General features: G+C 57.1%; 23 protein-coding genes. 13 read left to right on the plus strand and 10 right to left on the minus strand.

The window, feature by feature from the left end; translation table 11 throughout:
• Positions 1–169 precede the first annotated feature (169 nt).
• Both ybeY and H6815_05805 read left to right on the plus strand, forming a co-directional pair.
• Positions 170–748: an rRNA maturation RNase YbeY gene (gene ybeY / locus H6815_05800; GenBank protein MCB9859952.1), complete on the plus strand. Its 579-nt coding sequence runs from the start codon at positions 170–172 to the stop codon at positions 746–748.
• Positions 745–2,094: an HlyC/CorC family transporter gene (locus tag H6815_05805; GenBank protein ID MCB9859953.1), complete on the plus strand. Its 1,350-nt coding sequence runs from the start codon at positions 745–747 to the stop codon at positions 2,092–2,094. Before ybeY ends, H6815_05805 begins: the two co-directional genes overlap by 4 nt.
• 9 nt (positions 2,095–2,103) lie before the next feature.
• Here the strand turns inward: H6815_05805 and H6815_05810 are convergent, their stop codons facing one another.
• The 3 genes from H6815_05810 to H6815_05820 form a co-directional block, all read right to left on the minus strand.
• Positions 2,104–2,934: a glycosyltransferase family 2 protein gene (locus H6815_05810; protein ID MCB9859954.1), complete on the minus strand. Its 831-nt coding sequence runs from the start codon at positions 2,932–2,934 to the stop codon at positions 2,104–2,106.
• A 22-nt stretch (positions 2,935–2,956) separates the two neighbouring features.
• The gene (locus tag H6815_05815) at positions 2,957–3,475 is read right to left on the minus strand and encodes an STAS domain-containing protein (GenBank protein ID MCB9859955.1); all 519 of its coding nucleotides are present in this window, start codon (positions 3,473–3,475) and stop codon (positions 2,957–2,959) included.
• 81 nt (positions 3,476–3,556) lie between these two features.
• Entirely contained in the window at positions 3,557–3,781 is a 225-nt protein-coding gene (locus tag H6815_05820) for a hypothetical protein (protein ID MCB9859956.1), read from the minus strand.
• 337 nt (positions 3,782–4,118) lie between these two features.
• Between H6815_05820 and H6815_05825 the strand changes: the two genes are divergently transcribed.
• The 4 genes from H6815_05825 (at position 4,119) to H6815_05840 (ending at position 8,574) form a co-directional block, all read left to right on the plus strand.
• Entirely contained in the window at positions 4,119–5,333 is a 1,215-nt protein-coding gene (locus H6815_05825; protein MCB9859957.1) for an ABC transporter ATP-binding protein, read from the plus strand.
• A 212-nt stretch (positions 5,334–5,545) separates the two neighbouring features.
• Positions 5,546–6,733 carry a hypothetical protein gene (locus H6815_05830; GenBank protein ID MCB9859958.1) on the plus strand — a complete coding sequence of 396 codons (1,188 nt, stop codon included), beginning with the start codon at positions 5,546–5,548 and terminating at the stop codon, positions 6,731–6,733.
• Positions 6,734–6,786: 53 nt separating this feature from the next.
• Entirely contained in the window at positions 6,787–7,452 is a 666-nt protein-coding gene (locus H6815_05835; protein MCB9859959.1) for a hypothetical protein, read from the plus strand.
• A gap of 60 nt (positions 7,453–7,512) precedes the next feature.
• On the plus strand, positions 7,513–8,574 hold the full coding sequence (locus H6815_05840) for a hypothetical protein (protein ID MCB9859960.1): 1,062 nt from the start codon (positions 7,513–7,515) through the stop codon (positions 8,572–8,574).
• A gap of 11 nt (positions 8,575–8,585) precedes the next feature.
• Here the strand turns inward: H6815_05840 and H6815_05845 are convergent, their stop codons facing one another.
• Both H6815_05845 and lptB read right to left on the minus strand, forming a co-directional pair.
• The gene (locus tag H6815_05845) at positions 8,586–8,999 is read right to left on the minus strand and encodes a PEGA domain-containing protein (GenBank protein ID MCB9859961.1); all 414 of its coding nucleotides are present in this window, start codon (positions 8,997–8,999) and stop codon (positions 8,586–8,588) included.
• Positions 8,996–9,940, minus strand: coding sequence for an LPS export ABC transporter ATP-binding protein (lptB, locus tag H6815_05850; GenBank protein MCB9859962.1), 945 nt, complete (start codon positions 9,938–9,940; stop codon positions 8,996–8,998). Before lptB ends, H6815_05845 begins: the two co-directional genes overlap by 4 nt.
• A 160-nt stretch (positions 9,941–10,100) precedes the next feature.
• On the opposite strand from lptB, the gene H6815_05855 reads away from it, so the two are divergent.
• The 4 genes from H6815_05855 to ptsP all read left to right on the plus strand — a co-directional run bounded on the left by H6815_05855 (position 10,101) and on the right by ptsP (position 14,418).
• Positions 10,101–11,834 (plus strand): FHA domain-containing protein, encoded by a 1,734-nt coding sequence (locus H6815_05855; GenBank protein ID MCB9859963.1) that lies wholly within the window; start codon positions 10,101–10,103, stop codon positions 11,832–11,834.
• The gene (locus tag H6815_05860; protein MCB9859964.1) at positions 11,818–12,126 is read left to right on the plus strand and encodes a hypothetical protein; all 309 of its coding nucleotides are present in this window, start codon (positions 11,818–11,820) and stop codon (positions 12,124–12,126) included. The genes H6815_05855 and H6815_05860 overlap by 17 nt, the downstream gene beginning before the upstream one ends.
• Complete coding sequence (locus H6815_05865; protein MCB9859965.1) at positions 12,119–12,505, plus strand: hypothetical protein; 387 nt, start codon at positions 12,119–12,121, stop codon at positions 12,503–12,505. The genes H6815_05860 and H6815_05865 overlap by 8 nt, the downstream gene beginning before the upstream one ends.
• A gap of 149 nt (positions 12,506–12,654) precedes the next feature.
• A complete protein-coding gene (ptsP, locus tag H6815_05870; GenBank protein MCB9859966.1) occupies positions 12,655–14,418 on the plus strand; it encodes a phosphoenolpyruvate--protein phosphotransferase in 1,764 nt (587 codons plus the stop codon).
• 145 nt (positions 14,419–14,563) lie between these two features.
• Here ptsP and H6815_05875 read toward each other — a convergent pair whose 3' ends face one another.
• Positions 14,564–14,761 (minus strand): hypothetical protein, encoded by a 198-nt coding sequence (locus tag H6815_05875; GenBank protein MCB9859967.1) that lies wholly within the window; start codon positions 14,759–14,761, stop codon positions 14,564–14,566.
• Positions 14,762–14,817: 56 nt separating this feature from the next.
• Here H6815_05875 and H6815_05880 point away from each other — a divergent pair, with 56 nt between their 5' ends.
• The 3 genes from H6815_05880 to miaA are packed head-to-tail and all read left to right on the plus strand — an operon-like array spanning position 14,818 to position 19,494.
• Positions 14,818–17,289 carry an Rne/Rng family ribonuclease gene (locus H6815_05880; GenBank protein MCB9859968.1) on the plus strand — a complete coding sequence of 824 codons (2,472 nt, stop codon included), beginning with the start codon at positions 14,818–14,820 and terminating at the stop codon, positions 17,287–17,289.
• The gene (locus tag H6815_05885; protein MCB9859969.1) at positions 17,282–18,535 is read left to right on the plus strand and encodes a 1-deoxy-D-xylulose-5-phosphate reductoisomerase; all 1,254 of its coding nucleotides are present in this window, start codon (positions 17,282–17,284) and stop codon (positions 18,533–18,535) included. The genes H6815_05880 and H6815_05885 overlap by 8 nt, the downstream gene beginning before the upstream one ends.
• Positions 18,535–19,494 (plus strand): tRNA (adenosine(37)-N6)-dimethylallyltransferase MiaA, encoded by a 960-nt coding sequence (miaA, locus tag H6815_05890; GenBank protein MCB9859970.1) that lies wholly within the window; start codon positions 18,535–18,537, stop codon positions 19,492–19,494. The genes H6815_05885 and miaA overlap by 1 nt, the downstream gene beginning before the upstream one ends.
• Positions 19,495–19,550: 56 nt before the next feature.
• Here the strand turns inward: miaA and H6815_05895 are convergent, their stop codons facing one another.
• From H6815_05895 to H6815_05910, 4 genes are all read right to left on the minus strand, one after another.
• Positions 19,551–19,754 (minus strand): hypothetical protein, encoded by a 204-nt coding sequence (locus tag H6815_05895; GenBank protein MCB9859971.1) that lies wholly within the window; start codon positions 19,752–19,754, stop codon positions 19,551–19,553.
• 37 nt (positions 19,755–19,791) lie between these two features.
• On the minus strand, positions 19,792–20,649 hold the full coding sequence (locus tag H6815_05900) for a hypothetical protein (GenBank protein ID MCB9859972.1): 858 nt from the start codon (positions 20,647–20,649) through the stop codon (positions 19,792–19,794).
• Between the two features lie 372 nt (positions 20,650–21,021).
• A complete protein-coding gene (locus H6815_05905; protein ID MCB9859973.1) occupies positions 21,022–22,095 on the minus strand; it encodes a HEAT repeat domain-containing protein in 1,074 nt (357 codons plus the stop codon).
• 73 nt (positions 22,096–22,168) lie between these two features.
• Positions 22,169–23,101, minus strand: a complete 933-nt coding sequence (locus tag H6815_05910; GenBank protein ID MCB9859974.1) for a hypothetical protein — start codon at positions 23,099–23,101, stop codon at positions 22,169–22,171.
• Between the last annotated feature and the right edge of the window lie 13 nt (positions 23,102–23,114).

A 23,114-nucleotide genomic window follows, 5' to 3' on the forward strand; every position in this document is an offset into this window, starting at 1 on the left:
CCTGCTATTGGTACAAATAACCAAACATTCACGGGCACAGAGGGGATCCGATCCGTTGATCTGACGATATAATCAAGCCGCGCTATGCGCCGTCGGCACCCAACTGTGGGCGAGCCGATGGCGACTCGGAGGATTGTGCAGCCGGACTTCAGGCTGCCCGTTGCGATTGATGGATGAGCCCCCAAGTACAACCGAACCTCCGTCTGAACCGGCCGAACCCCGACCTTCCGGGCGCCACACTGGCGCGGCTGCGAACGCACACAAAGGAAGCCCATCCGGGGCGGCGATAGAACTCGCCGATCCGCACGGTCTTCTCGACGCTGCTCAGCGCGAAGAACTTTCCAGGATGTGCGCATGCGCTCTTGAGGTGCTGAACACAACCGGCTCTGTTCGTGCAAAGCTGGTGGCTGATACCGAGATGGCCGCTGCACACGAGCAGTACTCGAATGTCCCCGGCACGACAGACGTCCTGACCTTCGACATGAGCGAGAACGACAACGGTGCGTGCGATCTTGATGTTGATCTGCTGATCTGTGTTGATGAGGCCTGCAGACAGGTTGCTCAGCGTGGACATCCCGTGACCCACGAACTCACACTGTACATAGTGCACGGTGTGCTGCACTGTCTTGGGTTTGACGACCACACTGACGAGGATGCGCGTGCGATCCACGCAGAAGAGGATCGTGTGCTGTCTGCGATTGGAATTGGTCGCGTGTACTCAGGTGAACGCGAGGGAGCGGGCGCATGACGCTGAACTCCCCGTACACCATCTGGCTTGCGATTGTGTGTGTTATTGCCGGTTCTGTGCTGGCGATGCTGCAGTTGTCTGTTCGTGAGGTTGTGCGTTCGACGCTGGAAGCTCGAGCGCAGGTGCGCAACAAGCCACATAAAACAAAGCTCATCGGAAAGATTCTCGATACCACGGACGAGCACTCAGCCGCGCTGGGTTTGCCGCGCGTGCTGATGAACCTGTTTGCGACGATTCTCTTTGTCGGCTGGGTCTGGCACATGCGGGGCGTTGCTGCGCCGGGTTGGACCGAGCTTCTGCTGGGGCTCTTACTCTCGTCGTTCTTTGTGTGGGTGCTCGGCACGGTGATCCCGATCGCGGTGGCGGAACACGCTGCGGAAGTTGTCGTGTATTCGTTCTCGCCGTTGATCCGTGCGTGCGCCATCGTGTTCTGGCCGCTCACGCATGTGTCAGCGATCCTCAATGAGATCGTGCGCAGACTCGCGGGCCGTCACGAGGCAGACGAGCAGGAGCTGCGTGATGCAGAGGTACTTTCTGTGCTCGAAGACGGCGAGCGTGATGGCGCGTACGACGAGGACGAACGCGACATGATCGAGGCTGTGCTCGAGTTCAAAGCGACCACCGTCGAGTCCATCATGACGCCGCGAACCGAGATAGAAGCGATCGAGCTGACCGATGATCTCGGCGAGATCACGCGTATCGCGCGCGAGAAGCACCACTCACGCATCCCGGTGTACGAGGGCGATCTCGACCATATCGTGGGCATCTTCTATGTGAAGGATCTGCTGCACTGGCTTGCCGATGCTGGCCCGCTTGGGCGACACTCCGGCTCACCTTCGCATCCCTTCGCGCTCAAGGACATCCTGCGTCCCGCGGTGTTCGTGCCGGAAACAAAGACCATCCGTGAACTGCTCGCCGAACTGCTCGCGTCTCGCGTGCATATCGCGATGATCGCAGACGAGTATGGCGGCACGTCCGGGCTTGTCACGATCGAGGACATCATCGAGGAGATCTTCGGCGAGATACAGGACGAGTACGAGGAGCCGGAACCAGACGAGATGTACGTGGATGTTGATCTGTCTCGTGGTGTTGCCGAGATCGACGCGCGCGAGGAGGTCGACGATGCCAACGACGAACTCGAGCCGCTCGGCGTCGCGCTCCCCGAGTCGGACGATTACGACACAGTGGGCGGGTTCGTGATGACCACGCTCGGACGCATCCCCGCGGTGGGAGAGTCCTTCCAGTTCGAGAAGCTGCACATCACGATTATCGAGGCAGAGCCCACCCGCGTCGGGCGCGTCCGTATCGAGCTGAAAGAGCCGGAGCAAGCAGTTGCAGCGAAATAGTGTTTGTGCTCACCGAAACATGTTGTACTTCACAATGCACCACATCGCGCGGAACCCGTCGCGCCAGGTGATCTTCTTGCCCTCTGCGTAGGTTCTGCCCGCGTAGCTCACGGGCACCTCGAAGATGCGTGCGTGGCGTGTCTGGAGCGACTTTGCATCGCGAACAACCTGAGGTGTATCGGGAAGGTCATCCTGCAGCGCTGTGGGCAGTCGCATGCGAGCGAGCTTTGCGACAAACTCCGGCTCAATGCCAAACCGATTTTCCTGCGTATCAAGCAGCGTCAACACATCGCGCGAGAACGCCTTGAAGCAGCACTCCACGTCCGTCAGGTTCAGGTTGGTGAGCATGTTCGAGAACGTGGTGATGACACGGTTGCCCACAGCGTGCCAGTAGTACAGCACGCGGTGTGTGCCGCCGATGAACCGGGACCCGATCACTGCGTCTGCCTTGCCCTGCAGGATCGGCGCGAGGACGATCTCGTGCTCTGCGGGGTCGTATTCAAGATCGGCATCCTGCACGATCGCAACATCGGCACCCAGTTCGAGCGCTGCAATGAATCCTGTACGCAGCGCAGCACCCTTGCCCTGGTTCCGTGTGTGCCGTCTGACGTGCACATCCTTCTGTTCGCCGAGCGTGTCGATGATGTTGCTGGTGCCATCAACTGATGCGTCATCAACCAGAACAATCATGCGCTGAATACGTGTCCTGATAGCCGGGGCATCTGGATCCGATTGAATCCTCTGCGGCTCGTACGGTGGCAGCACCTCCTGCACACGCGCGACAAGCGCTGCGACCGTGTCACGTTCGTTATAGACAGGAATGACAACCGCGAGTTTCACACGCAAGCGTAGACTCGCTGGACTACGCGGCGCGCTCGACGACCTCGATTGCTTTCATCACGTCACGACAGATTGGGAAGAGCCGGTCAAGGCGAGTGAGCTTGAAGAGGTATTCGACGTTCGGGTCAGCGTTGACAAGCGCGATCTGTCCGCCGACCTGCTGAAGACGTGTCAGAAGCTCGACGAGCACACCAATGCAAGCCGAGTCCATGTACTCGACATTCTGAAGATCGAGCACGACGTGTGTACAGGTACCGGACGGGCCGCGAAGGTTCTCAAGAAGCTCGGCAACGCACGCGGAAGCTTCCGGTCCGGAAAGTGTTCGTGCTGTGAGTGTCGCGACAAGTGTCTCGCCGAGTCTGTCGTAGGTTGCGAGCGAGCGTTCCTCTCCGGTGGAAGTATCTGGTGTTGAGACGCTGCTGGAATACATTTCCTTGAGCGCGCCTGCATCAAACTCGGGCTTTGGAGGCGCAGCGTTCCCGGAATGCGCCTGATGCGCGTCATTATCGTTCTCATGCTTTCGGAAGAGTTTTCCAAACATGGTCTTGTCTCCCTGGCAGCCTCGCCTGTCCTCCGATTCGAAGATCGAATTCAAACGGTGTGCAGGCAAGCGTTCCGGGGATCAGTTATTCTGCGCATCCGGACGAGATGGCGCAATCGGTCTCGGCCGCAAAGGTTGTGCGCGCATCCTGCGTGGATCGGTTGGTGTCGCTGCACTCTGAGCACTGGTGCTGACCGGAGGATCCAGACGCTGCCTGCGAACGGAATCAATCGAGCGGTCGAGGCGCGACAGGATCTCCTTGACGTTCCGGAATGCTTTGTTCTCAGTCCGTTCGTTTACTTCCATGCTGCGCACTCCATTGCTCGCGTTTGTCAGCATACTGATGCGTTGTGGGTTGGTTCTCGGCTGGTCCTCCAACCTGTCAGTGTCACTTCGGTTCGTTTTCAGACCGACTTCTGCGAACTTGCAGGATTGCCGGACGTTTTCGTACATGTTTTTTCATTCCCGGGCAGATGTCCGAGAAACGCCGGGCACGGCGAGCACAATGCCTCTCTCTCATATGGCCCTGCGGGCACACAATAACATCGGTGCTGCCGTCCCGGCGAGCGTCCGTATACACTCAACGTTTGTCCACATGCGATGTGCTTCGTTCCGGCAGTCGCGATGCACACGGAGTCACAGCATGCCCGAGCTTCGGCTCAACGCATTGACCAGGGTTTTTCGCTCGCGCGAAACACCCGCACTGGACGGTGTTTCCTTTGTCGCTCCTGATGGCAAATGCACCGCAGTGCTCGGCCCATCCGGGTGTGGCAAAACAACCCTGCTCCGAATCATTGCAGGGCTCGAAAAGCAAACTTCAGGCTTGTTCGTGTTCAACCCCACGGATCACACAGGACATCATTCCGATCCGGAGCAGCCGTCCAGTGTTCGGTCATTGCCACATACGTACAGGGTTGCAATGGTGTTCCAGACACCCGCACTCTATAAGCATCTGACCGGGAAGAAAAATATCCTGATAGGCGCAAAGCATGCGCGAAACGGGCAGCCGGACATCGAAACACTTGCAAGGTCACTCGACATATCGCATATTCTTGAGGCTAGGCCAGCACATATGTCGGTGGGTGAGCGTCAGCGTGTCGCACTTGCCAAAGCTCTCGCATCAAAGCCCGATCTTTTGCTGCTGGATGAGCCGCTCTCATCGCTTGATCCCCATCGCAAACGTGCAGCTATCCAGCTTGTGCGCACATTGCGTGATGGTGTCGGTCAGCAGTTAAAACTTCCAACAACACTGCTTGTCACCCATGACCAGCACGAAGCAGCGCAACTCGCGCATCACATGATTGTGATGCGCAATGGCAGGGTGCAGCAGGAAGGAGTGCCAGCGCACATCTTCAGCCAACCTGCAACATTGTTTGTTGCAAGGTTCGTGGGTGAACCGCCTATGAATGTGCTGGTTGGTCGCGTAGGAAACGAATCGGGGCACATGGTGTTTTCATGTGATCGTGCTGGAACAGATCCAATCGCTCTTGATCTACCAACGATCAAAGATGTCGCTGCCCAACCAGTCGTCTTATGCGTCAGGCCAAACAGGATTGATATCACACCGCTGGAATCCGGACAACTGTGTGCTGTGGTGCAATCGGCAGCCCATCTTGGTGATCAGATTGAGCTTTGCTGCAAACTGTTGGATATACCTGGGCAAACAATTCCAGATCGTCTCCTCGACGATGTGATCCAGCCCGCTGATCTGGGAACATGGACGGTTTGTCTCAACCCCGGAGTCGATGTTCCTGCGTTGGGATCGCGTGTCGGTCTGGGGTTCAAAGCGGAAGACGGCCATCTTTTCTCATTGACGAATCCCGAGCAGCCGAGACTGGATTGTGCCACGGGTATGTAACATATGTCTCAAAATCACGATTTTATGGTATTTTCATCGTTACCCGTCGTGCATGCACATCGCGGTTCGTCTATGCTGACTTTGTGTCCATTTTCTCCCAAAGAGCACAATATCGAGTCTCTTCTTGCTGCTGGCGTAGATTGGCTGCAGCTGTTGCCACGGGACTGTGGTGTTGCAGCATCTGCGCCGGCCAACAGGAACCCGCCGATCCAGTGCAGGTGCCGGCTGCGCCGGGGCAGCAGCATTTTTCGGCGAAGGTGATCTTTCAGTACGTCAGAATCAATGACGATGTGAAAACAGGTGAGACTGCACGCCAGATTATCGATGAAGTTGATCGGGTTGATCGTGGTGGCGCAGATTTGCTTGTGCTGGAACTTGGTTGCAATGAAATACGCGATGATCTTGCTGCGCTGATAGCACGCAGGATCGACTCGGTATCTGTTCCGATTGTTGCCGTCCTGCGAGATTCACACGACAAACAGTTTGGTGTCAATGCGTTGTTGTTGTCTTTGTGCGCAGATTACGCATGGATCGACGAGAATGCCATGCTGCGTGATGATCTGTCGGTGCATCACCGTGAGCTTGCACCCAAAGAGCTTGATCCGGAATCACTCTCGGCACAGATGATGAACATTGCCTGGACCCGACTTGAAAAGCGAGGCGCCGATCCTGCAGTTGCACAACGGATCTGTGTTCCAGCGGGGACATACTCGCTTGTACGTGCTCCCGATGGTTCGCTTGTCGGGCAGGATGAGCAGTTGTCTGAGAGTGCAACAGCACAGATGATGACAACTCGCCATGAGCAGGTTGTTCAGCATAGCAGCTCACAGAGCGCTTCAGCAGACGATTACCTTGTCACACTCTCGTCGGCACAAGTTGTTGCGCTGCACTTTGCGCGATATGTACCCCGCAGTGACTATTTACTCGAACGCGAGATCCTTGATGCGTTTGGTGCATACGACAGCGATGATCCGAGTGTGATGCCCTCGTATCACAACAGGTATACCACCATAATCAAAGAACACTTTGATGAGATGAACCGGGAGGCTCGGAAGGTGCTGGACTTTGCTGGCATGATGGCACGAAATGCCAAATCTGATATCAACCACGCTCGGAGTCGTCGTGGCGATGCGGTCAGGCTGAGCTCCGGCATTATCGAGAAAACCAAGAAGAGCGTCGAGTTCCAGATCACGAGCGCTGAAGAGACGATGAACGGGCTTGAGCAAGGTCTTCTTGTCTGGCCGGAGATTGTGCGCACTCCGGCACCGGGGCATGCACTTGGTGAGCATGCGACTATGGCGCAGCGAGAGACAGCGTGGCGCAAAGCGGTGTCAGACATCCGCAAGGACATCGAGAAGGCTCGTGAAGAACTCGCCGAACTGGTGCGCGAACGACGCTGAATGCAAGACCTACCATCGCGTCCGCGTTCGCACACGTTCGGAGCGATTCCTGCATGAGCCATGATCCCTACGCGAATATAGGTATAGGACCAAGGCAGGACACGGTCCGCCGCAATGCGCAACCTGTGGGGGTGCATCACGCCCAGCCTCAATCCATGCAGGACGCAATTGCTGCCCGGTCATTGTTCTGGCTGAACGTGATGAGGGAGATTCTGACCTCGCTTGCTTCAGAGTCGCTGCGCAGACCACAACTTGAAGCAAGCGATCTGCTGCAGGCAGCAGGCGACGTCGAATCCGTCGAGTATGAAGACGAGGACAACATGTTCGATGGCAGACTGGCTGTACTGACGCACGCTGGCGAGCGAATCCCAATTGCCGATGTGCAACCGATTATGACAGCCGGACCGAACACGACTGGAGATGAGCGTGAGCTGAGCATGACGGTTGAGTGTACTGTGTTCCAGATCACCACGCCGACCGGAGAGATCTTCACACTTCCGCTTGAAGAGATGCGTGGGTTCCACGCACTGACACCCCAGCTTATGGACCGGATCAAGCAATCTGCGCGTGGCCAGGAGATCGGGGTGTCATCGGACGGGGCAGAGCCGTTCGGGTTTGCTGCGTTTACATCGCTGGCAAAGAATGCGACAGTTCGACAGCCTGGCAAATCGGGAGAAGTTCCCGAGCACGAGGACAGCAGGTCTGGTGAGAAGAAATAGGTAAGATACCTGAGAAGTCCAACTGCTCTCTCTGATGGCTGGTTGCCGATGGTTTTCCGCATGGGAATGCGCCAGCAGACGTTCTTTGGTTTGGTGTGTGCCGTTTCATCATGTGCCTACGCGCAGTATGGTGCGACGATTGCCGACGGCGGTGCATCGATCGCGAATCGATCCGATGCGTTCCTGCTGATTGGTACTGACGACGGCACAGGCGAGTGTATTAACCTGCTCTGTCCGGAAGACGCAGGAAGCGCGGGCTACGCCGAGGGGTGGTATTCGCTTGCGTGCGGCACTGCTGTTCGTGCTATGACCCAGGACAGGCGCACGGGCAACGTGTATTTCTGCGATGTTGACGGGCTGTATGTCTGGAACATGGTTGATACGCCGATCCGTGTCGGCACGTTGCGTGTGAACACAACGACAATCACAATCGTCGCAATGGCTATGCACGAGGGAAAGATCTACGCGACCCGGAACTCAGGCTCGGGCGGATGGCCCGAAGGCCTGTACACGATCAATCCCGCGAATGCACAGTGCGAGCTTGTCTGGTCGTACCCAGCAAGCGACTGGGACATCGGCGGGCTCGACTTTGACACAGCCGGGAACCTTTACGGGGTGAATGACGATCTCACACCAAACGGGCGCGGGCTCTACAGGATCGACTATGTCAACGAGCAGTTCTATCCGGTTGCGTCGTATCCGCCGTTACCCGGCGGTGGAGACCAGACGGATGTGGATGCGCTCGCGATATGGAACAATGTAGCGTACTTTGTGATCGATCAGCCGGGACTGATCGAACGCTATGACATGATTTCTGGAACATTTCTGCCGCCTGTCGAAGCTCCATGGACAACATCGCAGACATTCTGCGGTGCCACCTTTGTGCTTGCGCATCCGGGAACGGTTCCATGCGTGAACTGCACGCAATCGTGTATCCCGGATTGCGATCGTGATCGCACGCTGACACTGATGGATCACATATGCTGGTGGGAATACTTCCACAACGAGGATCTGCGTGCCGATTGCGACGGGAATGGCGGCGTTACACTCGACGACTACGTATGCTTCCGAGAGCGGTTCCTTGATGGGTGCCGTGGATTCCCCGCGTACGAACCAAAGTAAGTCGGAAAGGATCAGTTCTGCTCGTTTGATTCGGTTCTGAACTTGCGGGCGCGATCGATGGTTGCGTCGATTGTTGTTTCATCCGGCTGGAGGACGTAGTGCCACTTCACGTTTGTCTGGAACGTGAACGGCAGTACAGCTGCGATCAGATCGATGGGCGGATACTCATACAACGGCGCTCGTGCAGTAGCACCGGTGTGGATCGGTTCGTATCCATCATGACGCAGGCGAACATCGTACTCGCCAAAGTAGGTGAACTCTGTTTGCATGGGTGTTGTGCCAACATCTGTGCCGTTGAGTTCCACAACCGCGCCCGGCGGCTCGCTTGTGACTGTGATGATGCGCTCAAGACATCCCGTTTGCACCACGCATACCGCAACGCAGCCCAGAGGACCAAGTACCTTGTGGGCTGCGCTGTGTATCACTTTGTCTCTCCACGTGTCTGGCTGGCGCGGGTGCGCGGCTTGACGACTTCCGCCCGTGGAGGTGTGATCTGTGTCGGTGCCGGCTGTGCTGGTGCGGCACCGTTGGACTGTGCGGGATGATGTGTGCCATTCTGTGCTGTCGGATTTGTTCGTGGCTTTGGCGGTGATTGCGCCGTTGAAGATGTGCTTGTGTTCGAAGTGTCTGTCTGGTCGAACTCGTCGCCTCGGAACATCGATCCGAGATACACGTTGCGCACGCGTTCATCGTTGATAAGCGCCTTCGGCGTACCTTCCGCAAAGATCTTGCCGCTGTCGAGGATATACGCGCGGTTGCACACGCGCAGCGTTTGCTGCACGTTGTGATCGGTGATGAGGAACGCGATCCCGCCTTCGCACAGTCTGCGGATGATCTTCTGCAGATCCTCGACCGCGATCGGATCGACGCCACTGAACGGCTCGTCGAGCAGGATAACCTTCGGTGTAGTAACGAGTGCTCGCGCGATTTCAAGCTTGCGGCGTTCACCACCGGAGCACGTGCGCGCTCGATCGTTTGCTTTGTGTGTTAATCCGAAACGCTCCAGAAGTTTGGTTGCGCGACGCTTGCGCTCTTTGCGATCAATGGGGAGCGTTTCAAGTATCGCAAGCAGGTTCTGTTCGCACGTCATGCGGCCGAAGATGCTTGGCTCCTGCGAGAGATATCCCATGCCGAGGCGTGCCCGCTGGAACATGGGCAGGCCCGAGACATCGTGCCCGTCAAAGACCACCTGTCCGTCATCTGCGTCGATCATGCCGATCGACATGCGGAAGCTGGTGGTCTTGCCTGCACCATTGCGACCGAGCAGGCCGACGATCTCCGCCCGCTCGACGTGGTAGGACACGTTGTCGACGACGGTCCGACCGCCGAAGGATTTGCGAAGATGGTTTGCCTGTAAAAAGCCCATGAGTGCCTGTTAGTGTAGATGCTCCGGTGGGTGAATCTCGAACTGTCAGTGGATTCCAGCCCTATCTATCAGGACTTTGAACGGGAGTTGGCCAGCATTATTGCTGACAGAACATACAACCGGACCCTGCCAGCCGCTTGTGTGTCTGAAACAATCACCCATGCTGCTCCTGACTGTGCTGGAAGGCCCCGATCGCGGGCGACGATTCGAACTGCCCGACGATGAGCCCCAACTCATCGGCCGGTCCAGTGAGGCATTGCCGCTGTCCGACTCCACCGTCTCACGCCGACACGCCGAACTCACGCCGGACAACGGCGACTGGTGGGTGCGTGATCTGAAGTCGCAGAATGGCACACAGATCAATGGCGTCAGAGTTGACGTACGCACCAAGCTTCGTGCTGGCGATCACATCCGGTGTGGTTCGACCCTCATGCTCTTTGGCAAGGAGGACACCGACGAACGTAACTTCATCAAACTGCTGAAGCAATCGCAGATGGACTCGACTATCGAGAGCACGTTGTCATCAACACCTCGCTCGGGCATGTCGCTGGCAATGCCCGTTTCGTCCGAGCGCGCAGCAGAGCACCTGCGCATCATCTACACGCTCACGCAGCAGACATCAGCGTCGCTCGACCAGAAGGAACTGCTCGGAAAAGCAATGGATCTGATCTTTGCTGAGTTCCGCCCGGAGCGCGGGTTTATCCTGCTCGGTGGTGTTGTGCCGGAAGAAGGATTGAAGCCAACGATCGTGCGATTTGCAATCCCAACACTTGAGAACGCAAAGGAGCAGGAAGACATCTCTATCCGTGTGAGCAGGACGATCCTGCAGCATGCAGTGCGCACAGGTCAGGGTGTACTGTCAACAAACGCGATGCGCGATCCGCGTTTTTCCGCAGGTGATTCTGTGCGAAAACTCGGGATCCAGTCTGCGATTTGCTCACCGATCGTGCATGGCAGGCGCACGTTTGGTGCAATCTATATCGATCGTTCCATTGCGACGACACCGTTTACCGAAGAGCAGCTTGCGCTGCTCAACGCGCTCGGCCAGCACATTGGTCTCGCGATGGAAACAGCGCAGTTGCTCAACGAGACACTGCAGTCAGAGCGTCTTGTTGCGATTGGGAACACTGTTGCGTCGTTGTCGCACTCCATCAAGAACATCCTGCAGGGTTTGCGTGGCGGTGCGGATGTCGTCGGCATGGGGCTTGAGAAGAACAACATTGGCGTGGCTCGCGATGGCTGGGACATCCTCAAGCGAAATCTCGACCGCATCGTCGGGCTGACCATGAACATGCTCGCGTTCTCGCGTGAGCGTTCGATCGAGCCGGAACTGGCGCAGGTCGGACCAATTGTTGAGGAGTGTGTGCAGTTGCTCGAACTGCAGTGCGCCAGCTTCGACATCGCGCTCATGACTGATATCGAGCAGGAAATCCCGCCGATCCCGATTGATCGGAGTCTGATCCATCAAGCGGTGATGAATCTTGTGACCAACGCGGTCGAAGCGGTGCGCTCGCACGACGCACTCGAAGGCACGCAGAAGTCTGTAACGGTATCGGTGTCGTATCACCCCGCGGGTTCGCGAGGCGAGAACGCACCAGCTGTCGTGCAGATTACCGTTATCGATACCGGCCCTGGTATTCCCACGGATCGTCAGCAGCGGGTATTCCTCCCGTTCCAGACGACCAAGGGCACCAAGGGCACGGGCCTGGGCCTTGCGGTGACGCGCCGGATTGTCGAAGAGCATCGCGGCGTGCTGCGTCTTGAGTCAGCGCCAGGCAAAGGCGCAGCGTTCCACATTCTGCTGCCAGCTGATCCGGATACCGCGATCGATCCGAGCGCAACAACGATCGCCCAGCAGAGCGCGTTCGGGTTCGGGATTGATCCGCCGTTCTGAGTTTCGTGCGAAGCGCGTGTTTGTAGGGAGTTCTGTGTCAACCTATCAGGAAGAACTGCTCATTGGATTTGCTGCGTGGATTGCGGTGATTCTCGATCGGATAGACCGTGACGACGAGGAGCCTCTGCCCGATGTGCTGCGCCCGGTGCACACAACAGCAAAGGCTCGCGAGCGGGAGTTTAAGGATTTTGGCAGATCGCGAGCGGTTTCTTGGATCGATACCGCCATCGCATCGTTTTCCTGGAGCAGTGCACACAAACTGGATGCCCGTGAGGCCGTCAATAGTGATTGATGATCTCATGTTCCAGTTGCATGATGCTGCGTCTGGAAAGCATTGGGAAGGGTTGCTGTGGGAAGAAGTCGTCGGTGCGTTGCCGACACGACTGGAGGCTCGGGTTGCAAACAAGCTGATTGATCGAGGCATCGCTGTGTCAGCGATTGCACACTCGCTTGCGGATGATGCAGTGTTGTGGCGACTTGCGGATGATTACGAGGAGGCGATGCTCACGCTTGCCAAACGTCGGTATGTCAATGATGCATACTCGGTCGATCAGTTTGCGGAAGTGCTGAGTGCCTTTCCTACCCAGCGTGGACGATTACAGCAGTGTCTGATGGGGCTTGATTCTTCGGACAATCAAAAGAGCCAGATACTCTCTGGGCTAGTGGATTGATTCGCTCTCTGTAAGAAGTAGATACTTTGACCTGAAATACCCCTTTCCAGCCTGAGAAAACCCGAACTTTGGCTTTGTCTGTGCTCTGTTCGCATATGATGCGGCTCGTTTTCTCTGCTCATATCACTCCTTCGGGAACCCGCTCGCGCATGGCTCGGATCACAGGACTTGCAGTGTCGGGAGGTGTCGCGATCGGGCGCGTCTTTGCGCTCGATCAGACGCGCCAGCGCATCCCGAGACGGCACGTCTCGCACGCCAAGGTAGACAAGGAACTCGAGCGGTTCGATGCTGCGATCGCAGCGTCGATCGAGGAGCTTGAGGATGTCCGCGATCGTGCCCACGAGGAACTGGGTGCAGAGCCCGCCAAGGTGTTCGGGTTCCATCTTGGGATGCTTGCTGATAAGGCGCTGCTGGAGCCGGTGCGCGCGATGGTGCGCGACGATCGTGTGACCGCAGAGCACGCGGTGTACGCGGTCTTCCGCGAGTGGGAGAACAAGTTCGCGTCGATGGGTGATACCGCGTTCACAACGAAGGCGGACGACATGCGCGATCTATCCTCGCGCATCATCTCGCACCTCATTGGAAAACCCGCGGATCGTCTGGCAAAGCTCGATCATCAGGCTGTTGTGATCGCGACCGACATCACGCCATCACAGGCTGCTGCGTTCGATCCCGAAAAGATCATCGCGTTCGCGACCGATACCGGCGGCATGACCAGCCACACCGCGATTGTCGCGCGTGCGCTCGGAATTCCAGCTGTCGTTGGGTGCAAGGAACTCTCGGACGAAGCGTCCGCAGGGTCAATGGTCATTGTCGATGGCGATCGTGGCATTGTCATCGTCGATCCGGAAGACGACGAGATCGAGCAGTATCAGGGGTATCTGGAGCAGTACAGGCTTGAGCAGTTGTCGCTGCGAGAGATGGCGCAGTTGCCCGCAGAGACACTCGATGGCACGCACATCGAACTGCTCGCAAACATAGAGTTCCCGATCGAAGCTGCAACGTGCGCAGAGTTCGGCGCGGAAGGTGTTGGTCTGTACCGAACAGAGTTCCTGTACCTGACGAGTGTGAAAGAGCCGACTGAGGAAGATCACTACCAGTCCTACACACAGTGCATTGAGTTGCTGAAAGGGTTGCCACTCACAGTTCGTACGGTCGATCTTGGATCTGACAAGCTCACCCAGTTGCAGATGGAAGTACCAGAGCGCAACCCAGCACTTGGCTTGCGTTCGATCCGATACTGTCTGAACCGTTTGCCGATGTTCAAACTCCAGTTGCGTGCGGCGCTGCGTGCCAGTGCGCACGGCCCTATCAAGCTGATGTTCCCGATGGTGACCAACCTGCGTGAGTTTCTCGCGTGCCGGTCTGTGGTCAATGACGTGAAGGAGGATCTGCACGAGCACGGGATCGCCTATGACAATGACATCCCACTCGGCGTGATGGTGGAGGTGCCGTCGGCAGCACTCCAGGCGGATGTGTTCGGGCGCGAGGTTGACTTCTTCTCGGTAGGGACAAACGACCTTGTGCAGTACACGCTGGCAGTTGATCGCACGAACGAGCGGGTCCAGAACTTGTACAGTCCGCATCACCCAGCCGTCCTGAAACTCATCAAGCAGGTCACCAAAGCCGGAAATCGGCACGAAAAGCCTGTTTCCTGCTGCGGAGAATCCGCTTCTGATGCGGACTTTGCGATCCTTTTAATGGGTCTGGGCGTACGGAAACTGTCCGTGACGCCCTCCTCCATACCATTGCTCAAGAGACTGGTACGGAGTGTGACGATAGAACAATGCGAGAAGATCGCTCGAAAGGCGATCTGGCTCGATTCGGATACCGAAGTCGCGGCGATGGTCCGCGATCGGGTTCGCAAAATCATCCCTGAGGGGGAGGATGCCGAGGTGATCGATCCGGACTGACCGGACGGGCCTGCGGTGTTCGCTTTTTCAGGGCGGAAAGACACTGGCGACCTGATGTGTCGCTGATGGAACTGCAAACCACTCGCGTGGAGCCGGGCGCTCGTCCGGCACTGCTCGGCTGATGCCCTGTGCGGATGCTTTGAGATCAGGAACACGCGGGTGCGCATCGGGGCACGCTGTCCGCTCGATAGAGCATCGCGTGTGCCGAAGGAGAGCGCGCAGCGAACTGCGCAGCTGTCCCGCTGATCAGCAGCACGCTGGTCGGCGCTGCGTGTGTGTGCGATGCGCGATCAATGCTGATCGTGCGGCGCACCAACGATGCGCGCAGATGTGCGCAATCCATCAGCACATGTCATCGCCGCGGAAGCCGCACCGATTGCGGCGGAGACGGACTGTTTGATGCAGAAGATGCTGATCAATTACGCACCCGGCGAAGGTTGCCGGATCGCGATCACAGAAAACGGACAACTCGAGGAGTTCCTCGCCGAGCACGCAGACCATGTCTCGCGCGTCGGGAACATCTACCTCGGCACGGTGACCAACGTAGAGCCCGCCATCCAGGCAGCGTTCATCGACTTCGGTCTGGAACAGCAGGGGTTCCTGCACTCGTCGGACGTGCATCCGCAGTACTTCCCGGGTGAGGACGAGGAAACAACCGAGCGTGTCGGCAAGAAAACACCCCGCCGTGATCGTCCGCCGATCCAGCAGTGCTTCAAAAAGGGGCAGCGAGTGCTGGTGCAGGTACTCAAGGAGGGCGTGGGGACAAAGGGTCCGACACTCACGAGTTATCTGAGCATCCCCGGCAGATTCCTCGTGATGATGCCACAGATGGACCGCGTTGGTGTTTCGCGCAAAGTCGAGGATGAGGATCTGCGCCGCAAGATGCGTGAGATCCTCGATCAACTCGATCTGCCCGACGGGTTCGGGTTTATCCTGCGCACCGCGGGAATGGATCGAACCAAGACCGAACTGAAGCGCGACCTTGCGTATCTCCAGCGTCTGTGGAAGGGGATCGAGAAAGCGAAGAAGACAAAGTCGAAGGGCCCGTTATTGCTGTATGCTGAGAGTGATCTGCTCGTGCGCACACTGCGGGATCTTCTGACGAGCGAGATGGGCGAGATCGTGATCGATCATCCGCAGGCGCTCCATCGTGCTGCGCAGTTTCTGAAGATCGTCTCGCCACGGTCATCAACGAAGCTCATGCATTACACGGGCAAGCTGCCGATCTTCGAAGCATTCGATATCGAGCAGCAGGTGCTGAACATCCACGCGCGCGATGTGCCGCTGCCGTCTGGCGGACGACTCGTGATTGATGAAACCGAGGCACTCGTTGCGATCGACGTGAACTCCGGGAAGTCACGCAAAGCGAACGACGCAGAAACTAACGCATTTAACACAAACATGGAAGCGGTCGATGTCATCTGTCGGCAACTCAAGCTGCGCGATCTTGGCGGGCTTGTCATCTGCGATCTGATCGACATGCGTCATCGCAAGAACAGGCAGGCGGTTGAGGCACGGTTCAAGGAGCGCCTGAAGAACGATCGTTCGCGTGCGAGTTTTCTCCCGATCTCTGACTATGGCATTCTCGAGATGACGCGCCAGCGTCAACGCTCAAGCCACGAGAAGGTCCACTTTACAGAGTGTCCGACATGCCACGGGCGCGGTCTTGTGCAGCGTCCTGACTCTATCGCTGCTGATGCGGTACGCCAGCTTGCTGCTGTGCTGGCGATCGAGAGTGTTGCGCGTGTGGAGATGGCGGTCTCGCCGCGTGTCGCTGGCGATCTGCTCTCGGCACGCCGGCGCACGCTCACACGCATGGAACTGCTCTCGGGTAAGCGTGTCGATGTCCGTGTATCGAGCACGCTGGCGGTCGATCGCACGAGCTTCTACGCGTACGACGCTGACGGTGCGGACATTGATCTCTCGCGCATCAAGAAGCCGAAGGATGCTGCCTCGAAGGTCGAGCAGTGGACGGTCGCTGTCGATGACGAAGAAGCAATGCGCGTCGATGTCTCAGCAGACGCGGAGCTTGAGCTTCTGACGCAGGAACCGAAGAACGAGAACGAGGCTGAGCCGCATCCGATCGAGATCGATCCCGCCGATCTTGCTGACGATGAAGAAGAGCAAGCCCAGGAAACTGCAGCAACAAACAAGAAGCGGAAACGCCGCCGCAAGCGCGGGAAGAAGTCGCAGGACACACCTGCCGAAGCTTCATCTGAGCAGAAGGAAGATGAGCCATCTGCCGAGGAAAACGCTGGTGCGGCAGGGGGCGATGGTGAAGCGACCGATGCGCCAGCAAAGAAGAAGCGTCGTCGGCGTCGCAAGAAGAAATCCGGACAGGGGTCAGCGGCTGAAGCACAGTCTGAATCCGCATCTGATGCAGCACCTTCTGAGGATGAATCCGCGGCTGCAGACACCGATGTACCAGAACCCGCAGCAGAACCAGACCAACAGGATGCGAAAAAACCCTCCCGCTCACGCAGATCGCGTTCACGCAGGAAATCCCCATCTGTTGCAGAGCATGGTGAGCAGGCGGAGACTGCATTGGCAAACGATGCCGAAACAACCAAGGTGCCAGCGGAAGCAGGAACTGCATCTGAGCCCGTGGGCGACAACGCAGAACAGAGCGCAACCCGCTCGCGCAGAAAACGGCGATCGCGGAACTCGAAGAAGTCGGAACCAAAGACTGAGAGCTCGAATCAGGATGCAGTTTCTGATGCGCAAACATCACCGAAGAAGCAGGCAGAACAATCGACTGAAAAGACAGAGATACCGATTGTCAATGCCAAGCCGAAGGTGCGTTCGTTGTATTCGTCAAGGCGCAAGCTCTCTGCGTCCGAAGGAGCAAAGTTGAAGGGGCGTCGTGAATAGTCGATCAACGACAACACCGCTTCGCGATGTTATTATTGCTGATGCGCAGGCGCGTACGCAACGAGTGGTTGTGCTCGGTTCGACCGGATCAATCGGTACGCAGACGCTCGAGATTATTAATCATCTCAACTCATATGCACCGTGCAAGGAAGAGCCGTTCTTTGATGTCGTCGGTCTGTCCGCAGGCGGGAGCAGCACAGCGACACTTGAGCAGCAAGCCTGCGCCCATCCGAACGCAGCTATTGCAGTGTCGCGCGAGACAGACGCGTCGTTCGCACGATCTCCAATGATCGGTGCAAACGCGGCGGAGCAGCTCGTGAGAGAGACCGAGCCCGATCTAGTCGTGTCCGCGATCGTCGGGTTTTCCGGGCTCAGCGCGACGCTCGCCGCGGTCGAGCTTGGTATTGATATTGCACTGGCGAACAAGGAGACACTGGTCGCTGCGGGCTCTGTGATCGTGCCACTCGCACGGAAGACAGGCGCGAAGTTGCTCCCCGTCGATTCGGAACACTCCGGCGTCTGGCAGTGCGTGCAGCATCTCACACCACCGTGCATCTTTGACGAAACAATCAGGCGGGTTGTTCTGACGGCATCGGGCGGGCCGCTCCTTCACTGGTCGAAGGAAGATACCGAGAACGCACCGATCGACAAAGTACTCGCCCATCCCACATGGAACATGGGGCAGAAGGTGACCATTGATTGTGCGAGTCTGACAAACAAGGCGCTCGAGCTGATCGAAGCGCACTGGCTCTTCGGGATTCCTGCGGACAAGCTCGGCGTGATCGTGCATCCGCAATCGATCGTGCATGCGATGGTAGAGATGCAGGACAACTCGATCATCGCACAGCTCGGCTCGCCTGATATGCGCACGCCGATCCAGGTTGCGCTCACACATCATCATCCGTCGCTCCAGCGGATCTTGTGCCCAAGCGCTTCAGTTGACCTTGTAAAACTCTCCCAACTCACATTTATCAAGCCAGATCGCGATCGATTCCCTGCACTCGATCTTGCCGATCGTGTGATGCGCGTCGGCGGCACCAGCGGTGCTGTGTTCAATGCTGCAAACGAAGTCGCGGTTCGCGCGTACATTAACGGCCTCATCTCGTTCGGCATGATCCCCCGCATGACGCGTGATGTGATGGATGCACTCTCGGTTGAGCATGTTCGTAGTGTTGATGATGTGTTCGCAGCCGACACTCGCGCTCGCGAGTGCGCAGAGAAGCTCATCCAAGCCAAAGCAACCTGATGAGTGCGCAACCATCGCAACTGATTCCCGTCATCATCGGTCCGACCGCTGGCGGCAAGAGTGCGCTCGCGCTCCATTTAGCTGCGCATCTCAAGTCACTCGGAAGATACGCAGAGCTGGTGAGCGCCGACGCGTACCAGGTATATCGCCATATGAATATTGGGACAGCAAAGCCCACGCGCGAGGAGCGTGCGATATTCGAGCACCATTGCATCGATATGGTCGAGCCGACGGAGAAGTTTAACGTGTCGGACTGGCTCTCGGTTGCCGAGGATGCGATCGAGGACATTCGGCAGCGGGCATGTCTGCCGATTGTTGTAGGTGGGACGCTGTTGTACGCAAAGGCACTGATCGATGGCATGTTTCAAGGGCCACAACCTGATCAAACGCTGCGAGATGCTTTATCCCGGCAGCCAGCCGAAACGCTTCGGGCAGAGCTGCAGCGTATCGATCCGGATGCTGCATCCCGTCTGCATCCGAACGATATCAGAAGGACAGTTCGCGCAATCGAAGTATACCGAATCACAGGCCAGCCGATCTCCGCGCTCCAGCAGCAGTGGGACAGGGGCTCGATCGGTTCACGGTATCTGCTCATTGAACTGGACTGGCCGGTTGAGCGAATCAATCAGCGCATCAACGCGCGCGTGAAGACGATGGTGCAGTTGGGGTTGGTCGATGAGGTCAGCGAACTGCACGAAGCTGGGTTGCTTGGGCCGACAGCGCGCGAGGCGATCGGATACAAGCAACTGCTCGATCACTTTGCCGGAACGTGTTCACTGGATGATGCGATTGAGCGGGTCAAGATCGAATCGCGACGATTTGCGAAGAACCAGCGAACGTGGCTTCGTCGATTGCGCCTGCATCCGCACACGATGCGCATTGATGCAACAACGATGGAAATCGATGAGATTGTCCAGCACATCGGAGTGTTGATCGGCTTGAAAGAAAAACAGGGCTGACAATGCCAGCCCTGCTTCTGCCTGAACACACCGAAGTGCTTCGGTGGGGTTATTGATTACTTTGACTTGAACATGACGTTGTTTGCATCCTGAAGATGCAGCGGGTTGCCGTCGGGCGAGAGTGCCGATCCTGCACCCCACATCCACGCACATCCGAGGCCGAGCGCGATGCAGGCGAACAGAAGAAGACCGGTATAGATGTCGATCCGGTTGCCTCGTGAGGCTGCGCCAGCCATCTGCATGCCGAACTGTTGGCTCATGGTGATGCTCCTTTTCAGTCAGAACAGAGGGTTGGGGTTAGCGGGGCGAGATCATCGCACGATCGTTCGGACGCACCTCGATACCAGTGCGGCCGAGCATGTCGGCACGACCAATGGAGAACTGCAGGTCGGTGCGCTCGATCTTGAGCTTGCACAGGAACTGATCGCTGCCACGGAAGACAGTGAAGACCATGCCTTCGACAACGCCGTCGTTGCGACCGACATCAATCTTCAGCAGCATCTCGCCAGTGCCGGGGTCACGGCCTACCTCGGTGATGCGTGACTCGATCATGCGCGTCGGGAGTGGTGAAACTGTTGTCGGGGGAGGTGTTGTACCTGTTGTCACGATACCTTGCTGATTGCGGAGCTCAGCGAGCTGCTCCTGCAGGGCGCGGATGGTCTGCGAGGCAACATCGTACTGCGATTCGACCTCGTTGATGCGATCCTGCAGTTCGAGCGCCTGGCGCTGCAGATCCAGCTTCTCGTCCCACAGACGTGAGACTTCCTCACGCAGACCGTCAGCGATACGTGTTGCTGTCTTGCCGCCCTCGATCAATGAGTTTGCTCGTGCATCAGAACTGGAAACATCGGACTCCAGCTTTGCCACTTGTGCGCGGAGATTCGCATTCTCAGACTGGTACTGGCGAGCGTTTTCTTTGGTGTCGCCAAGCTGATCACGCAGTGTGTTGATCTCATTGATCTTGTCCTGCATGACCTTGGACTGTTCTGCGGTGGCAATCGAACTTGATGACTGCGCAGAAGTTAACTGCGTGCGAAGGTCGTTGTTGGCATTGGTGACTGTGTGATAGTTGGCCGAGTATGCCACGGTGAGCGTTGCAAGACCGACAGCAAGCAGGCATGCGAGGCCGAGCAGAATCTTTGTAAATGCGTGCATGAAATGGTTCCTCTGGTCAGGTCGCGCGTGCGGAGATGACACGGAATCAGAAAACGGTGTGAGAATCGCATCCGTGCTGGATGCGTCAACTGTGCATGAATGATCAGCCGGAGTAAACAGCACCGATTGGGCTCGAACAGCCGTCGGATACTGCCAGCAACAGCGAGTGCAGGGGCACATGGTAACATGTCCCGCCCGGCTGGGCCAGTCCGATGTCAACTCGGCTGGTAGGAGATGTATACGCCAGAGTGGCTGGGATGGATGCAGAAGGAGGCTGACTTCACGCTCACGACTGACAGAATAACTGGGAATCGGGTCGATTTGCCGGCTTGTCCCAAGCATGAATACCCAACACGATCCCAACGGAATCGGTTAGTTGCCGAGCAGTTTCAGAATGGCAGCAGCCGCCGAAACTTGCACAACAGGCTGTCGATCGGCGAGAAGTATCTCCAGTTTGGGCAAAAACTCGTCCTTGTGGGTATCTCCATAGACGATCGCTGCCTGTCCACGCAGAATCGGGTTTTCGTTATCCGCAAACTCATCAGCAACATATCCTCCCTGCGGCTGACCAAGCTTGGCAAGTGCCGAGGCACACGCGAGCCGGATCTCAGGCGGGTAGGGCATCCCCTGCTCGCGATGATCGATCAGATGGATGAGTTGCCGGGTGGACACCTGATCGTTCACATTGCCCACAATTTGAACTGCGAGCGCCGTTGCCTCCAGATCAGCTGCGCGAGCCGGGTACAGCGCTGCACGAATCGATTCGATCTGTTCCTGTACGCCTAGTTTGTACAAAGCTTCAGCGATCTGAAGTTCGAGCAACTTGGACTGTGCGCCGGAGAGATTCTTCCACCTCTGGCGTGCTGCATCTCGAAGCAGAGGCACAGCGGATCGGTCTTCCATCTCGCCAATCAGATACGCCACATGTGATCGCACCCGACCATCAGGAGAATCCAGCAGCAGGTCCGAGAGTGGGGTGGGATTTGCTGTCTTGCCGCAGCGCATCAACGCAAAGATCGCAGCAGATTTCACGTACGGAGACGGATCATTCACAAGTGGGCGCACCTGTTCAGCAAGCCCGACGAGTCGCTGTTGTCCCACAATCATCGCACCGACCGCTCGAACGCCCTCGTTCTCGTCGGCAAAGGCCTTTGGCAAGACCTCAACCGCGCGACTCGACTCGTGCGAGAGCGCTTCGATTGCATTAGCGCGAACCGACGCGAACTCATCCTCGGAAAGCCGCATTAACGTGAGTATCGCTTTCTCACGAAGAATAGAGTCGCGCAGCGCAGTTGAGCCTGGGTCAACCGTTTCCTTTTCAGCAGTACTTGGCGTATCAGTGCCGGATGTCGTGGCAGTTCCCTGACACCCTCCAAGGAGCACACACCCAGCAAGCACTGCCAGTTTGGATGCCGAGGCTCGGTTCTGCATATTGCGCTGCATCATCAGGACAATCTCCGTTGCGTTTTGTCAGATGATTCTATCGGCCCCTGCATCCAGTCAGCTGGAAATGGGTGGTTTATACGTCAGCCGGTGAGGGAGGTTCGATTTGTCTCGCAGCGGTTTTCTGGCGTTTAACGATTTCGCTGAGTCGTGCACTGAGACGAAAGTGCAGGAAGAGCAGGCTCGCCAGAAAGTACAACCCACTCCCAAGCGAACTCAACATAACGACAAGTGCCGCACCTGCAAACAACAGCGATTTGAATACATACGCGGAACCCGCGCCCGCTGCTGGAGGCGCTGGTGTTGGCATGGCTGCATTCATGCCAAACCAGAGAAGATGCGAAACTGTTGTAATCACAAAGGAGAGAAGCACACGATTGGTCAGATTTCTGATCTTTGTGTCTGGTATACGACTCGCCAATGCTCGCACAGAACGCATGCCAAAGAACAGTACAAGGACGAGCGCGATGAGTATAAGCAAAGTCTGGGTTTGGAGCACCATGACACGGCCGGGCGACGGAGAACGCCACACCAGATTGCATGCTTCATTGATAACACCAATGCTCACAGCTGTTACTACCGAGATCCGTGCGAGATGTCGCATCCGCTGCGGAGTGTCTTGCTCGATCGGATCCGGCGTGGTCAGTAGCCACCATCCGCACGCACCAAGAACACTGCAGATGTAGAAGGCAAGCTTTAAGCTGCCGGGAACAAGATTGGCAATAGCCGGAGCGATCGACGAAAGGAAAACAGCAATCACAAGGATCGCGACGATAACCAGCAATCCAAACACAACCGCGTTTGGGATAAGCATCGCGCCACGTGCAAGTTTTCGTACATAATCTGGATCAGCGTACTCCAGCCGATCGCCACGCATCGAGTATTTGATCGGCTCTGCGCACTCAGGGCAGACACTATCAATATCAAGTCCTGCGATGTCGTATCCGCACCGAAGGCAGAGTGTTCCCTTCGGCTCGGCTGTGAGATCGCTGTCATCGGTCTTGCCCATGAAGGGAATCGTA

This window comes from Phycisphaeraceae bacterium (assembly GCA_020639155.1).
Taxonomy (GTDB): Bacteria; Planctomycetota; Phycisphaerae; order Phycisphaerales; family UBA1924; genus JACKHF01.

Excerpts from the sequence above, each read along its gene's own strand:
- ybeY (MCB9859952.1), top strand. The coding sequence starts at position 170 with ATGGATGAGCCCCCAAGTACAACCGAACCTCCGTCTGAACCGGCCGAA.
- H6815_05805 (MCB9859953.1), top strand. The coding sequence starts at position 745 with ATGACGCTGAACTCCCCGTACACCATCTGGCTTGCGATTGTGTGTGTT.
- H6815_05815 (MCB9859955.1), bottom strand. The coding sequence starts at position 3,475 with ATGTTTGGAAAACTCTTCCGAAAGCATGAGAACGATAATGACGCGCAT.
- H6815_05820 (MCB9859956.1), bottom strand. The coding sequence starts at position 3,781 with ATGGAAGTAAACGAACGGACTGAGAACAAAGCATTCCGGAACGTCAAG.
- H6815_05825 (MCB9859957.1), top strand. The coding sequence starts at position 4,119 with ATGCCCGAGCTTCGGCTCAACGCATTGACCAGGGTTTTTCGCTCGCGC.
- H6815_05835 (MCB9859959.1), top strand. The coding sequence starts at position 6,787 with ATGAGCCATGATCCCTACGCGAATATAGGTATAGGACCAAGGCAGGAC.
- H6815_05840 (MCB9859960.1), top strand. The coding sequence starts at position 7,513 with ATGGGAATGCGCCAGCAGACGTTCTTTGGTTTGGTGTGTGCCGTTTCA.
- lptB (MCB9859962.1), bottom strand. The coding sequence starts at position 9,940 with ATGGGCTTTTTACAGGCAAACCATCTTCGCAAATCCTTCGGCGGTCGG.
- H6815_05855 (MCB9859963.1), top strand. The coding sequence starts at position 10,101 with ATGCTGCTCCTGACTGTGCTGGAAGGCCCCGATCGCGGGCGACGATTC.
- ptsP (MCB9859966.1), top strand. The coding sequence starts at position 12,655 with ATGGCTCGGATCACAGGACTTGCAGTGTCGGGAGGTGTCGCGATCGGG.
- H6815_05875 (MCB9859967.1), bottom strand. The coding sequence starts at position 14,761 with ATGGATTGCGCACATCTGCGCGCATCGTTGGTGCGCCGCACGATCAGC.
- H6815_05880 (MCB9859968.1), top strand. The coding sequence starts at position 14,818 with ATGCAGAAGATGCTGATCAATTACGCACCCGGCGAAGGTTGCCGGATC.
- miaA (MCB9859970.1), top strand. The coding sequence starts at position 18,535 with ATGAGTGCGCAACCATCGCAACTGATTCCCGTCATCATCGGTCCGACC.
- H6815_05895 (MCB9859971.1), bottom strand. The coding sequence starts at position 19,754 with ATGAGCCAACAGTTCGGCATGCAGATGGCTGGCGCAGCCTCACGAGGC.
- H6815_05900 (MCB9859972.1), bottom strand. The coding sequence starts at position 20,649 with ATGCACGCATTTACAAAGATTCTGCTCGGCCTCGCATGCCTGCTTGCT.
- H6815_05905 (MCB9859973.1), bottom strand. The coding sequence starts at position 22,095 with ATGATGCAGCGCAATATGCAGAACCGAGCCTCGGCATCCAAACTGGCA.
- H6815_05910 (MCB9859974.1), bottom strand. The coding sequence starts at position 23,101 with ATGGGCAAGACCGATGACAGCGATCTCACAGCCGAGCCGAAGGGAACA.